This is a genomic window from Methylobacterium sp. SD274 (assembly GCF_017355285.1).
Taxonomy (GTDB): Bacteria; Pseudomonadota; Alphaproteobacteria; order Rhizobiales; family Beijerinckiaceae; genus Methylobacterium.
This window is the reverse complement of record NZ_JADIJP010000033.1, coordinates 13135-25743: the sequence shown is the minus strand read 5'-3', so window position 1 is coordinate 25743 and position 12609 is coordinate 13135. Positions and strand designations below refer to the sequence as shown.

General features: G+C 67.7%; 12 protein-coding genes. 7 read left to right on the top strand and 5 right to left on the bottom strand.

Annotated features, from left to right (window positions below; translation table 11 throughout):
* The first annotated feature begins 219 nt into the window (after positions 1–219).
* The 5 genes from IPV08_RS21175 to IPV08_RS21155 all read left to right on the top strand — a co-directional run bounded on the left by IPV08_RS21175 (position 220) and on the right by IPV08_RS21155 (position 5608).
* The gene (locus tag IPV08_RS21175) at positions 220–3072 is read left to right on the top strand and encodes a bifunctional transaldolase/phosoglucose isomerase (RefSeq protein ID WP_207413478.1); all 2853 of its coding nucleotides are present in this window, start codon (positions 220–222) and stop codon (positions 3070–3072) included.
* A gap of 142 nt (positions 3073–3214) precedes the next feature.
* A complete protein-coding gene (gnd, locus tag IPV08_RS21170) occupies positions 3215–4189 on the top strand; it encodes a phosphogluconate dehydrogenase (NAD(+)-dependent, decarboxylating) (RefSeq protein WP_207413476.1) in 975 nt (324 codons plus the stop codon).
* Positions 4190–4237: 48 nt separating this feature from the next.
* Positions 4238–4969 (top strand): 6-phosphogluconolactonase, encoded by a 732-nt coding sequence (pgl, locus tag IPV08_RS21165; RefSeq protein ID WP_207413474.1) that lies wholly within the window; start codon positions 4238–4240, stop codon positions 4967–4969.
* 94 nt (positions 4970–5063) lie between these two features.
* Complete coding sequence (locus tag IPV08_RS21160; protein ID WP_056427629.1) at positions 5064–5288, top strand: antitoxin MazE family protein; 225 nt, start codon at positions 5064–5066, stop codon at positions 5286–5288.
* A complete protein-coding gene (locus IPV08_RS21155; RefSeq protein ID WP_207413471.1) occupies positions 5285–5608 on the top strand; it encodes a type II toxin-antitoxin system PemK/MazF family toxin in 324 nt (107 codons plus the stop codon). Before IPV08_RS21160 ends, IPV08_RS21155 begins: the two co-directional genes overlap by 4 nt.
* A gap of 60 nt (positions 5609–5668) precedes the next feature.
* Here the strand turns inward: IPV08_RS21155 and speG are convergent, their stop codons facing one another.
* From speG to apaG, 3 genes are all read right to left on the bottom strand, one after another.
* The gene (gene speG / locus IPV08_RS21150) at positions 5669–6253 is read right to left on the bottom strand and encodes a spermidine N1-acetyltransferase (protein ID WP_207413469.1); all 585 of its coding nucleotides are present in this window, start codon (positions 6251–6253) and stop codon (positions 5669–5671) included.
* Positions 6250–7425: an acetylornithine deacetylase gene (gene argE / locus IPV08_RS21145; protein ID WP_207413467.1), complete on the bottom strand. Its 1176-nt coding sequence runs from the start codon at positions 7423–7425 to the stop codon at positions 6250–6252. Before argE ends, speG begins: the two co-directional genes overlap by 4 nt.
* A gap of 107 nt (positions 7426–7532) precedes the next feature.
* On the bottom strand, positions 7533–7925 hold the full coding sequence (apaG, locus tag IPV08_RS21140) for a Co2+/Mg2+ efflux protein ApaG (protein ID WP_018044100.1): 393 nt from the start codon (positions 7923–7925) through the stop codon (positions 7533–7535).
* A 131-nt stretch (positions 7926–8056) separates the two neighbouring features.
* On the opposite strand from apaG, the gene IPV08_RS21135 reads away from it, so the two are divergent.
* Together IPV08_RS21135 and IPV08_RS21130 are read left to right on the top strand one after the other, a co-directional pair.
* Positions 8057–8473 carry a hypothetical protein gene (locus tag IPV08_RS21135; RefSeq protein WP_056427618.1) on the top strand — a complete coding sequence of 139 codons (417 nt, stop codon included), beginning with the start codon at positions 8057–8059 and terminating at the stop codon, positions 8471–8473.
* Positions 8474–8574: 101 nt separating this feature from the next.
* Entirely contained in the window at positions 8575–9720 is a 1146-nt protein-coding gene (locus tag IPV08_RS21130) for a 2'-deoxycytidine 5'-triphosphate deaminase (RefSeq protein ID WP_210348634.1), read from the top strand.
* 99 nt (positions 9721–9819) lie between these two features.
* On the opposite strand, the gene IPV08_RS21125 is transcribed toward IPV08_RS21130, so the two are convergent.
* The gene (locus IPV08_RS21125; protein WP_207413465.1) at positions 9820–10944 is read right to left on the bottom strand and encodes a hypothetical protein; all 1125 of its coding nucleotides are present in this window, start codon (positions 10942–10944) and stop codon (positions 9820–9822) included.
* A 277-nt stretch (positions 10945–11221) separates the two neighbouring features.
* Positions 11222–12226 carry an Hsp33 family molecular chaperone gene (locus IPV08_RS21120; RefSeq protein WP_207413463.1) on the bottom strand — a complete coding sequence of 335 codons (1005 nt, stop codon included), beginning with the start codon at positions 12224–12226 and terminating at the stop codon, positions 11222–11224.
* Positions 12227–12609: the final 383 nt, after the last annotated feature.

Here is a 12609-nt window from a genome sequence, read left to right as displayed (position 1 = left end):
GTTCCCTGAAGGACGGAACGCACGTCCCCCTCCCCCTTGTGGGGAGGGTCAGGGGTGGGGGTGGTTGGGTGACCCGCGGGCCGCGGAGGCCAGCGGAGCCATCCCCACCTCCGGCTCCTCCCCACAAGGGGGAGGAGAGGCGCGCATCCTGACAACGAGTGCTGAACGACGCTGCCTTTCGCGCGCTACTCACGACGACCGACGACGAGGAGTTTTTGCATGAACCCGCTCAAGGCTCTCTTCCCTGAACAGGGCCAGGCCGTGTGGCTGGATTTCGTGGCCCGCGGTTTCATCGCCGATGGACGCCTCAAGAAGCTGGTGGACGAGGACGGCCTGCGGGGCGTGACCTCGAACCCCTCGATCTTCGAGAAGGCGATCGGCGATTCCACGGAATATGACGGCGCGCTGAAGGAGGTCATGGATGCGGGCGATGCCCGCGTCATCGATCTCTACGAAGGCTGTGCCATCGCCGACATCCAGGCGGCGGCCGACGTGCTGCGCCCGGTCTACGAGGAGAGCGACGGCGCCGACGGCTATGTCAGCCTCGAAGTCTCGCCCTACCTCGCCCTCGATACCGAGGAGACCCTCGACGAGGCCCGCCGTCTGCACAAGACCGTGGCCCGCGACAACCTGATGGTGAAGGTGCCCGCCACCCCGGCCGGCATCCCGGCGATCCGGGCCCTCACCGCCGACGGGATCAGCATCAACGTCACGCTGCTCTTCGGCCAGGATTCCTACGAGGAGGTGGCACGCGCCTTCATCGCCGGCCTGGAGGAATTCGGCGCCAAGGGCGGCGACGTCTCCAGGGTCGCCAGCGTGGCGAGTTTCTTCATCAGCCGTATCGACGTCACCGTGGACAAGGCCCTCGACGCCAAGATCGCGGAAGCCAACGATCCGGACGAGAAGGCGGAACTGGAAGCCCTCAAGGGCAAGGTGGCCATCGCCAACGCCAAGCTCGCCTACCAGCGCTACAAGCGCATCTTCGCCGAGCCGAAATGGCAGGCGCTCGCGCAGAAGGGCGCCAAGGCGCAGCGCCTGCTCTGGGCCTCCACCGGCGTCAAGAACAAGGCCTATTCCGATGTGCTCTATGTCGAGGAGCTGATCGGGCCGGATACCGTCAACACCATGCCGCCGGCCACGATGGATGCGTTCCGCGACCACGGCACGGTCAAGTCCGCCATCGAGGAGAATGTCGGTGACGCCGAGGCCGTGATGGCCCGTCTGGCCAAGGCCGGCATCGATATCGGGGCGGTGGCCAAGCAGCTCGTGGAGGAAGGCGTTCAGCTCTTCATCGACGCCGCCGACAAGCTCCTCGGCGCGGTGGCGGGCAAGCGTGCCGATTTCCTCGGCGCCAAGCTCGACGGCCAGACCCTCATCCTCGGCGATGCCATCGGCGCCGAGGCGAAGAAGGCGGTCGAATCCTGGCGCGCCTCGGGCTCGATCCGCCGGCTCTGGGCGCATGACAAGACGGTCTGGTCGAATGCCGACGAGGACCAGTGGCTCGGCTGGCTTCGCATCGTCGAGGACGAACTCGCCCGAGTCTCCGAATACCAGGCCTTCGCCGAGGATGTCCGCCAGACCGGCTTCTCCGACGTCGTCGTCCTTGGCATGGGCGGGTCGAGCCTCGGACCGGAAGTGCTGGCCGAGACCTATGGCAGCCGTGACGGTTTCCCGACGCTGCGCATCCTCGATTCCACCGATCCCGATCAGGTCCGCGCCGTGGAAAGCGCGGTGAATCTCGAGACGACTTTGTTCATCGTCGCCTCGAAATCCGGCTCCACCCTCGAGCCCAACGTGTTCCGCGATTACTTCCTCGGCCGGATGAAGGCTCTGGTCGGTGAGCGGGCCGGAGCGCATTTCGTGGCCGTCACCGATCCCGGCTCGGCCATGGAGGCGGCGGCCAAGGCCGACAATTTCCGCCGGATCTTCTACGGTGTGAAGCAGATCGGCGGGCGCTATTCGGTGCTCTCCGCCTTCGGACTGGTGCCTGCTGCGGCGTCCGGCATCGACGTGAAGGACTTCCTCGACACGGCGCGGACCATGGTCCGCTCCTGCGGCCCGGCCGTGCCGCCGGCCCAGAACCCCGGTGTCCTTCTGGGCACCGCCATGGCGGCGGCTGCCCTACACGATGGCCGCGACAAGGTGACGTTCATCGCCTCGCCGGGCATCGACACGTTCGGGGCCTGGGCCGAGCAGCTCATCGCCGAATCCACCGGCAAGGACGGCAAGGGCCTCATCCCCGTCGACGGCGAGCCGGTCGGCGTGCCGGCGGTTTATGGCCGCGACCGCTTCTTCGTCTATCTGCGTCTCGACAACCGGGCGGATGCCCAGCAGGACGAGGCCGTGCGCAGCCTGGAGCGCGAGGGCCACCCCGTCGCCCACATCACCATGGCCAACGAAGAGCAGCTGCCGCAGGAATTCTTCCGCTTCGAGATGGCGACCGCCGTCGCGGGCGCATTGCTCGGCATCAACCCGTTCGACCAGCCGGACGTGGAAGCGAGCAAGATCGAGACGAAGAAGCTGTTCGACGCCGCCGAGAAAAGCGGTTCGCTGCCCTCCGAGACGCCGCTCTTCGAAGACGAGACCATCGCCCTCTACGCCGACCCGGCCAATGCCGGGGCCCTGCCGCAGACTGGAGAGGGGTTCGAGGCGGCACTGAAGGCTCATCTCGCGCGGATTAAGGACGGCGACTACGCCGCGCTGCTGGCTTACGTCGCCCGTAACGAGGCGCACCACGCCATCCTGCAGGAGGCGCGCATCGCTCTGCGCGACAAGCGCAAGATCGCGACCTGCCTCGAATTCGGGCCGCGCTTCCTCCACTCCACGGGACAGGCCTACAAGGGCGGGCCGGATACCGGCGTGTTCCTGCAGATCACCGCCGACCCGTCGGAGGATCTCGCGATCCCCGGCCGGGCGCTGGGCTTCGGCACCGTGGTGGCGGCCCAGGCGCGGGGCGATTTCGCGGTCCTGGCCGAGCGCGGCCGCCGGGCCCTGCGCGTCCACATCAAGGGCGGCGATGTGGACGCCGGGTTGAAGCGCATCGCGGCGGCGATCAAGGCGGCTGTCGCGTGATCTGAGGCCCTCTCCTCCCCCTTGTGGGGAGGAGCCGGAGGTGGGGGTGGTTGGGTGACCCTCTTTCTCCTGAGGCAAGCGGCACGACCCCCACCCCTGACCCCTCCCCACAAGGGCGAGGGGAAAGCAACGGAGATCCCCAATGCAACTCGGCATGATCGGCCTCGGCCGGATGGGCGGCAACATCGTCCGCCGCCTCCTGCGGGACGGGCACACGGCCGTGGTCTTCGATCAGAACCCGGAGGCCGTGGCGGCCCTGGTCGCCGAGGGCGCCACCGGGGCAGCGAGCCTGGAGGAGTTCGTCTCCAAACTCGACGTGCCGCGCGCGGCCTGGGTGATGCTACCGGCGGGCGCGATCACCGAGGCCACGGTGGCGCAGCTCGGCGACCTGATGCAGCCGGACGACGTCATCATCGACGGCGGCAATTCCTTCTACAAGGACGACATCCGGCGGGCGGCCACCCTGAAGCCGAAGGGCATCCACTACGTCGATGTCGGCACGTCGGGCGGCGTCTGGGGCCTGGAACGCGGCTATTGCATGATGATCGGGGGGAGCAACGACGCCCTCGACAGGCTCGACCCGATCTTCAAGACCCTGGCACCGGGCGTCGGCACGATCCCGAAGACGCCGGGTCGCGAGGGCCGCGACGCCCGCGCCGAGGAAGGCTACATCCATGCCGGGCCGAGCGGCGCCGGGCATTTCGTCAAGATGGTCCATAACGGCATCGAGTACGGGCTGATGCAGGCCTATGCCGAGGGATTCGACATCCTGAAACACGCCAATTCGCAGGATCTGGCCGAGGACCAGCGCTTCGACCTCAATATCGGCGACATCGCCGAAGTGTGGCGGCGCGGCAGCGTGGTCTCGTCCTGGCTCCTCGACCTCACGGCGGGGGCGCTGGCGGGCAACGAGTCCCTGGACGGCTTCTCCGGCTTCGTCGCCGATTCCGGCGAGGGGCGCTGGACCCTGAACGCGGCCATCGAGGAATCGGTGCCGGCCAATGTGCTCTCCGCCGCCCTCTATGCCCGCTTCCGCTCCCGCGAGGACGCCTCCTACGCGGACAAGCTGCTGTCGGCCATGCGCAAGGGCTTCGGCGGCCACGTCGAACCGAAATAGCCTGCCGGACGGGCGATAAAGGACCAAACCAGGAGGAAGCGTCGCCGCATGATCCCGCTACCGAACAACGCGGAAATCTTTCCTGATGGCGAGAGCGTCGCCCGCGCGGCGGCGGACCGCCTCGTCACTCTCTGCGCCGAGAGCAAGCAGGAGCGGATCGTCATCTGCCTCTCCGGTGGGTCCACGCCGAAGCGGCTCTACACCCTGCTGGGCGGGCCCGACTATGTCGGTGCCCTCCCCTGGGACCGGCTGCACTGGTTCTTCGGCGACGACCGGTTCGTGCCCTGGACCGATGAGGCCAGCAACATGCACATGGCCCGCGCGGCGTTCGGGGACGCCCCGATCCCCGAGGGCCATCTCCACGGTATTCCCACCGACGGGACGCTGGACTCGGCGGCTTCCGCCTATGCCGAGACCTTGAAGGGCTTCTACGGCGCCGACGAACTCGACCCGGCGCGCCCGCTCTTCGATCTCGTCCTCCTTGGGATCGGCGAGGACGGGCACACCGCGTCGCTGTTCCCGGGCAAGCCCGCGCTCGCTGAGCGTCAGGCCTGGGTGGCGCCGGTCCCGGAGGCCGGGCTCGCGCCGTTCGTGCCGCGCATCACCCTCACCTTCCCGGTCCTCGCCTCCTCACGCCAGCTTCTCGTCCTGGTGACGGGGGTCGGCAAGCGCGATCCCCTCGCCCGGATCGCCAAGGGAGAGGATCTGCCCGCGCGCTACATCTCGAGCATCGGCAACTTGACATGGCTGCTCGACCGCGCGGCCGCTGATTTCGGCTGAGACCGGCGACCGGCGGTCCGTCACTGTCCTGGCCCCTTGGCATGGTCGCATGCGGAGCCTACGTTACATGTAACGACTCGGGAAAGGCCTCGTCATGTCGGCAACTGTCGGTCAGCGTGTCAGCAAGCGTCGTGATGCGCTCCGGGCGGCTGGCCTCCGGCCCATCCAGATCTGGGTGCCCGACACCCGAAGGGCGGGCTTTGCCGAAGAATGCGCGCGACAGGCTCGGGTCGTCGCGGCGACAGATGCGGCCGATCGGGAACTGGATGCCTTCATGGAGGCCGCGCTCGTCGATATGCTCCCTGAGCGCGAGGCATGAAGCGGGGCGATCTCGTCACCATCGCCATGCCCGGCGATTTCGGCAAACCTCGTCCAGCCCTCATCATCCAATCGGACGCGTTCGCTGAGACCGGCACGGTCACGGTCCTGCTGATATCCGGCACGCTGGCCGAGGCTCCCCTGATCCGCACGACCATCGAGCCGACTGAGGCCAATGGCTTGAAGAAGCGCTCACAGGTCATGGTGGACAAGACCATGTCGGTGAAGCGTGAGAAGATCGGCGCACGGATCGGGTATCTCGATGCCGAGACGATGCTGGCGGTGACGCGGGCGCTGGCCGTGTTCTTCGCCATTGCCTGAGCGCGGATCGCTGCCGAGGCGATCGCACGAGGCCGATAAGAGACCTTCCGGGATCGACGGCTACGACTTCAGCACCGGCTCCGAAATATCGCCGCTGCCGCGTCGGGCGAGGTAGGCGGGCTGGAACAGGCACATCCGTACCGCGTCGCGATACTTGCCGTTGACGAAGAACTCGTCCTTCAGGATGCCTTCGGGCACGAAGCCGCAACGCTCGTAGATGCGGACGGCGCGGGCATTGTCCTTGTCCACGTGCAGGTAAAGCTTGTGGATGTTGAGGACGCTGAAGGCGTAATCCATGGCGATGCGGGTGGCGCGCGGGGCGTAGCCCTGGCCCTGGAAGGCCGGATGGATCGCGATCTGGAATTCGCAGCGCCGGTGCAGGTGGTTGATCTCCACGAGCTCCACGAGGCCTGCCGGCGCGCCCTCCGAATTGGCGATGATGAAGCGCCGCTCGGTCTGGTTATGGATGTTGCGTTCGTAGAGCTGCGCCAGTTCGGCGAAGGACTCGTAGGCCTCCTCGAACCAGTAGCGCATGATGCTGTCGTTGTTGTTGAGCTGATGCACGAACATCAGGTCTTCGCGCTCCAGCGGGCGGAGCTTCACCGGGCCGTCGGCCGCGATGGTACGGGGAGCGAACTTGCTCATGGAGTTACGACGCATTCCGAGATGAGACGGCGCATGAACGCCTCGCCGGCCTCGAGGGCGGCAAGGGTGATGTACTCGTCCGGCTGGTGGGCCTGGTCGATGGAGCCGGGGCCGCAGACGACGGTGGGTATGCCCGCCTTCTGGAAGCGTCCCGCCTCGGTGGCGTAGGAGACGGAGATGGTGTGGTTGCGACCCGCCACCCGCAAGGCCAGCCGCTCGGCCTCCGAGCCCGGCTCGGGGGCGAGGCCCGGCACCGCCACCTCTTCGATGGTCTCGATCCGTCCGTAATCGCCGTAGCGGTTGAGCCGGTCCTTCAGCACCGTCTCGACCTTGGCCGCGAACAGGGCCGGGATCTCGGCCATGTCGAGATCGGGCAGGCCGCGGAACTCCCAGTGGAAGGTGCAGACCTTGGGCAGGATGTTGCGCGCCGTGCCGCCGGAGATCGTGCCCACATGCACGGTGGTGGAAGGCGGGTCGAAGCGTCCCGATACGTCGCCGCGCTCGATCATCGCGTCGGCGATGCGGTTCAATTCGGAGACGAGCTCGGCCGCCGCCATCACCGCATTGGCGCCGAGCATGGGCTTGGCGGAATGCGCCTCGTGGCCGTGGACGGTGGTGAAATAGGTGACGATGCTCTTATGGGCATCGGCTACGTCGAGATCGGTGGGCTCGCCCACGATCACCGCCCCCGGCCGGGGGAGATCCTCGCCGAACCGGGCGATGGTGTCGGCGACGCCGAGGCACGTGGTCTCCTCGTCGTAGGAAAGCAGGATGTGGATCGGCCGCTTGAGGTCGGCGGCGAGCATGTCAGGCACCGCGGCCAGCGCCAGGGCGCAGAAGCCCTTCATGTCCACGGAGCCGCGCCCGTAGGCACGCCCATCGGCGACCCGCAGGGTGAAAGGATCGGTGGTCCAGGCCTGTCCCGTCACCGGCACCACGTCGGTATGGCCGGACAGGACGATGCCGCCATCCATCTTCGGGCCGATCGTGGCGAAGATCGCCGCCTTGTCGCCCGCTTCATTGGGGATGCGCACATAACTCACGCCCCAGCCGTCGAGATAGGCGCAGACGCTGTCGATGAGCGCGAGATTGGAGCGCGAACTCTCCGTGTCGAAGGCGACGAGGCGCGCCAGCAGGTCGAGCGTGCTCAACCGTTCTCCGCCACCCGACATCGGCCTAAGCAGGTTTCGCAAAAGTGGCCCCCGGTTTTGCGGCAAAAACCTGCGTCAGGGCAAAAACCTAAGCAGGGTGAAGCGTTGGCCTGCCAACGTGAACCTGCTTAGTGGACGCTGCGGCGGACGTGGGGCGAATCGAGGGAGAAGGCAGGGATCTCGGCTTCGAAGCTCTCACCGGCGGTGGTCGACATGGTGTAGCTGCCGGCCATCAGGCCGTCGGGCGTGGTGAGCGGGCAACCGCTGGTATAGCTGAACGACTCGCCGGGGCCGAGCACGGGCTGCTTGCCGACGACGCCGGCGCCGCGCACCTCCTGGGTCTCGCCGCGCCCATCGACGATGCGCCAGTGGCGCGAACGCAGCTGGACCTGCTCGGAGCCGTTATTCACGATCTCGACGGTGTAGGCGAAGAAATACCGGCTTTCGTCGGGGGAGGATTCCTCCTCGACGAAGCGGGGCTGGACGGTCACGCTGATGCCGCGCGTCTGGGCCTTGTACATCGCCTTCAAAGCCTCCCGTACCGTCGCCCACCCGAAGCGACATAGCCTTTTCGCCGTGGTACGTCCCGGGCGAAATTGCGTCAATCGTGCTGAATGCGGGATAGCCCGCTCCAATCGGAAGGTCGTGTCCCGTGGTCGAGGAGACCCTCTCGCACCGGCCGGCGCCGTCTCCAGGCCGTGCGGTTCTCGCCAGCCTCGCGATCGCGGGTCTCGCCGGTGCCTTCGCCTTCACCATGCCGGAGCGGAACGGCTGGCCGGCCCTGGCCCTGGGCGGCGCGCTCCTGCTCGACGGTCTCGCCCTGCTGGCAGGCGCGCTCCTGGCCCGACGCGGCCCCGCGCCCCGAATCGCCGGCTTGCCGTCCGTGGTTCTCGCCTTCGGCCCGGCGGCAGGCCTCGGCGCCGTGCTCTTCGCCGTCGCGCTCCTACTGTGGCCCGCAGGTTTTCCGCCGTTGGCCAGCGCGCTGGCGGGCCTGATCGCCATGGGGGCCATCGCCCGTCTGGTGGTCGCCTGGATCGTGTTGCGGATCGGCAGGGACGAGGAGGGTTAAGGGACCCTTAGAGGATACGCGAGAGACTGTGCGAAACCATGCGGCAGTCGCGATCCCCAGCCGGGGGCGGTGGCCCAGTTCGGAGCGGGCGACGCGAGACCATGCCGGATACCAAGCAGGACACGGCACGACCGGGCCCCTCTCCTTCTGCAAGCCCGCCTTCTATAAGCCCGCGCTCCGGCGGCATCCTGGCCGCGCAGGGCATCCAGGCTTTGCATGCGGCCGGTGCCATTCTCCCCGAAACCCCTTTCGCGGTGGATCAGGTCCAGCCGGCCAGCCTCGACCTGCGCCTGGGCTCTCGCGCTTTCCGGGTCCGCACGAGTTTCCTGCCCGGTAGCCGGCCGGTCTCGGCCTGTATCGAGGCCTTCGCCCTTCACGAGATCGACCTGACGCGGGGTGCGGTGCTGGAGACCGGGTGCGTCTACATCGCCGAATTGCAGGAGACGCTGGCGCTTCCGGCCGATGTGGCGGCCAGCGCCAATCCGAAGAGCTCCACCGGCCGCATCGATGTGTTCACCCGCGTCATCACCGACCGGGGCCAGGCTTTCGATCAGGTCGAGGCGGGCTACCAGGGCCGGCTCTATGCCGAAATCTCGCCCCGCACCTTCCCGGTCCGTGTGCGCACCGGCTCACGCCTGTCGCAGATCCGCTTCCGTCGCGGTGAGCCGCGCCTGACCGATGCCGAACTCGCCGCGCTGCATACGGCGACCCCTCTGGTCGCTTCGGCCAACCCGTCCTTCCAGGGTGGTATCGCCGTCTCGGTGGACCTCGCCGGATTCGAAGGGCTCATCGGTTATCGCGCCAAGCGCCATACCGGCCTCGTCGATGTGGACGCGCCGGGCCGGCACGCCATCGCGGAATTCTGGGAGCCTCTTCCCGCCGACGGCTCGGGCGCGCTGATCCTCGATCCCGGTCAGTTCTACATCCTGGCCTCGAAGGAGGCCGTGCAGGTGCCGCCGGATTTCGCCGCCGAAATGGTGCCGTTCGATCCGCTGGTGGGTGAATTCCGGGTCCATTACGCCGGCTTCTTCGACCCCGGCTTCGGCTTTGCCGCCGCGGGCGGCGCCGGGGCGCGGGCCGTGCTCGAAGTGCGCTCGCGCGATGTGCCCTTCCTGCTGGAAGACGGCCAGATCGTCGGCCGCCTCGTCTACGAGCGCATGGCCGAGCGGCCCGCCACCCTCTACGGCACGGATGCCGGGTCGAACTATCAGGCCCAGGGGCTAAAACTGTCGAAGCACTTCGTCTGAGACGGCCACCGGCCCGAAAGCCGGTCACGAGGAAAGGGGAGGCGTCACGATGTGACCCCTCCCCATCGCCGTCATACTATCGTCGGAGGCGCGTGCGGATCAGTTGCGTCCGCCCGGCATGCCACCCTCGCTTCTGCCCCCCTCGCTTCTGCCGCCCTCGCCTCCGCCGCGCTCCGCGCCACCGCTCCGGCCGTTCATGCCGGCCGGCTTCATGGCACCGTTGTCGCCGCGCTCGGCCGCGTTACGGATGCCGCCCTCCTGGCCGCCCGCCTGGCCACCTTCGCGACCGGCATTGCGCATGCCGCCGCGCTCGGTCTCGTTCCGCTGCATGCCGACCGTACGATCGGCCTCGCCGCCACGATTGCCGTCGCGACGCATGCCGCCTTCGCTACGCACCGTCGCGCGGCCGGACACCCGCTCCTCGCCGCCACGGTAGCGCTCGGTGGTGCGGCCGCTCACCGAAACGCTGTCACGACCGCTCCGCGCGGTGGTGACGGTGAGACGCCGATATTCGGGCGAGCCGTAGACAACGCGCTGGCCGCGGATGACGACGTAGCGGCTGCCTGAGCGCCGCGGACCCGTCTGGTGAATCGTGACGAGGCGCCGGTATTCCGGCGAGCCGTAGACGACGCGCTGACCCCGGATCGTCACGAAGCGCCGGCGGCCGTTCTGGACATAACGATCGCCGCCCCGGCGCTCGACGACCACGAGCCGACGATATTGCGGCGATCCGTAGACGACCCTCTGCCCGCGAATCGTCACGTACCGCCCGGAACGCTGGCCCCCGTCGAAGCGGCCGCTGACGCGGGTCGTGTTCCGCTCGATGCTGCGGCTCTCTCTCACCTCGTTCCGGTCGCGGCTCATGCGTCCCTCGGACTCGGTCCGCATCGACCGGCCCTCGTCGCGCATGCCCTGACGGTCTCCGCCATCCCGCCCGCCCTGACGGGGCATGTCCTGGTTCCGTGATTCGCGTCCGGCCGAATCGCGGCTGGAGGATTCCTGTCGTGCCGAGTTCGCGTCGCGGCTTTCCGTTGCGCGCTGCGCCCCGCCCCGTTCGGCATTCGCGGCCCCGCCACGACCGCCCTGCCCGCTCTCGACGCTTTCGCGCGCGCCGGCGCCTGCCGATCCCGCGCCTGTACCGGTCGATCCCCCGACTGCCGCGCCTTGCGCGAAGACAGATGTCGAGAACAGTAATGCTGCAAGACCCAGTCCGAATTTCGTCATGGACGTTTCTCCCATAGCTTTCGAGCCATCGAAACGTCGAACGTGGCAAAACCGTTCACTCGGTTTAGCGAGTGATCGAGCGCCTTGCGTGGTTTACCCCCTCTGCAACCGATGATTTCACGAGCGCATGATTGAGATCGGCCGGCGAATATTGATGATCTCCGGAATGCGCCCAAGCTTTGCTATGGCGAAGGTTCGTGTTTGGCTGCCGGGCTGCGCACAGTCCCGGCTTGCCGTCCAGTGATGAGCCGGGGAGCCGCCCCCGTCGGCGGGTGCCTCAGGCGGGATCGTCGATCCCGGCCTCGACCTCGGCCGGGTCGATGTCGTAGCGCCGCGAGCAGAACTCGCAGGTGATGCCGATGCGGCCATCTTCCGCGACCATGTCGCGGCGTTCCTGCGGGGCGAAGGAGCGGATCATGCCGAGGACGCGCTCCGGTGAGCACCGGCAGCGCTCGTGGATGCCCTGCGCCTCGAACACCCGCACGCCGCGCTCGTGGAAGAGCCGGTAAAGCAGCCTCTCGGAGGAAACCTCCGGATCGACCAGCTCGTGGTCCTCCACCGTGTTGACGAGGCTGCGCGCCTCCACCCAGGCATCGTCCTCCCGGACCTCGCCCTCGCCGAGATGGGCATGGCCCTCGGGTATGTCGCCCGGGGGGAGGTCGGCCAACCGCGCGCGGTCGATGGATTGGGGCAGGAACTGAACCAGCAGTCCGCCGGCGCGGTAGCTGTTGGTGCCGTTGGCGAATTGCTCGGCCACGGCGAGGCGAACCTGGGTCGGGATCTGCTCGGATTGCCGGAAATACTGGTGCGCCGCCTCTTCGAGGCTCTGCCCTTCGAGCGCGACCACGCCCTGGTAACGGCTGAAATCGTTGCCCTGGTCGATGGTCATCGCGAGATGGCCCTGCCCGATCAGGTCCGCGCTCTTGAGCGGAGTGGTCCCCAGCGCCTTCACCCGCTCCGCGTCGAACCGCGCCGTCGCGCGCAGCCGGTCGGGCGCCTCGAAATCGACCACGATCATTTCGACCGGGCCGTCGCTCTTGGTCTGGAACTGGAAACGGCCCTCGAATTTCAGGGACGAGCCCAGAAGCACGGTGAGCGCCGCTGCCTCACCCAGCAGCCGCGCCACCGGGTCGGGATAGCCATGGCGGCGCAGGATGGTGTCGACGCTGGGCCCGAGCCGCACGACGCGGCCGCGCACGTCCAGTGCCTCCACCGAGAACGGCAGGGCGACGTCGTCCGCGCCCTCGATGACGGTCGGGGAAATCTCGTGTCCGGAGGTCATGGCCTCTCCATGTCTCTTGTCCATCCGGTTCGCGGACCGAACGGAATGGCTCGATTCTCGATCTCATCCTGAGGCGCCGTAGCAAAGCGAAGGCCTCGAAGGAGGCCTCCAGTTCGGGCGACGAACACTGGAAACCTCCTTCGAGGCCGCTTCGCGGCACCTCAGGATGAGGTCGCGCTGGGGATGAGCAACGCTGTGCGGATCGCGACTGTCTGCATCGTCGAGTATGGCACGCAACCGCCGACCGTGCGTCCAAGACCGAATATAGGGATGAGCCCGCCGTTTCACACGGCCTTCAGCCGCGCGCGAACACCACATCCGTCACCGGCGCGATTGGGAATTCTCGACCGGGACCGTCGTCAAACGATATGGGCAAGTCGCCC

Excerpts from the sequence above, each read along its gene's own strand:
- IPV08_RS21175 (WP_207413478.1), top strand. The coding sequence starts at position 220 with ATGAACCCGCTCAAGGCTCTCTTCCCTGAACAGGGCCAGGCCGTGTGG.
- gnd (WP_207413476.1), top strand. The coding sequence starts at position 3,215 with ATGCAACTCGGCATGATCGGCCTCGGCCGGATGGGCGGCAACATCGTC.
- pgl (WP_207413474.1), top strand. The coding sequence starts at position 4,238 with ATGATCCCGCTACCGAACAACGCGGAAATCTTTCCTGATGGCGAGAGC.
- IPV08_RS21160 (WP_056427629.1), top strand. The coding sequence starts at position 5,064 with ATGTCGGCAACTGTCGGTCAGCGTGTCAGCAAGCGTCGTGATGCGCTC.
- IPV08_RS21155 (WP_207413471.1), top strand. The coding sequence starts at position 5,285 with ATGAAGCGGGGCGATCTCGTCACCATCGCCATGCCCGGCGATTTCGGC.
- speG (WP_207413469.1), bottom strand. The coding sequence starts at position 6,253 with ATGAGCAAGTTCGCTCCCCGTACCATCGCGGCCGACGGCCCGGTGAAG.
- argE (WP_207413467.1), bottom strand. The coding sequence starts at position 7,425 with ATGTCGGGTGGCGGAGAACGGTTGAGCACGCTCGACCTGCTGGCGCGC.
- apaG (WP_018044100.1), bottom strand. The coding sequence starts at position 7,925 with ATGTACAAGGCCCAGACGCGCGGCATCAGCGTGACCGTCCAGCCCCGC.
- IPV08_RS21130 (WP_210348634.1), top strand. The coding sequence starts at position 8,575 with ATGCCGGATACCAAGCAGGACACGGCACGACCGGGCCCCTCTCCTTCT.
- IPV08_RS21125 (WP_207413465.1), bottom strand. The coding sequence starts at position 10,944 with ATGACGAAATTCGGACTGGGTCTTGCAGCATTACTGTTCTCGACATCT.
- IPV08_RS21120 (WP_207413463.1), bottom strand. The coding sequence starts at position 12,226 with ATGACCTCCGGACACGAGATTTCCCCGACCGTCATCGAGGGCGCGGAC.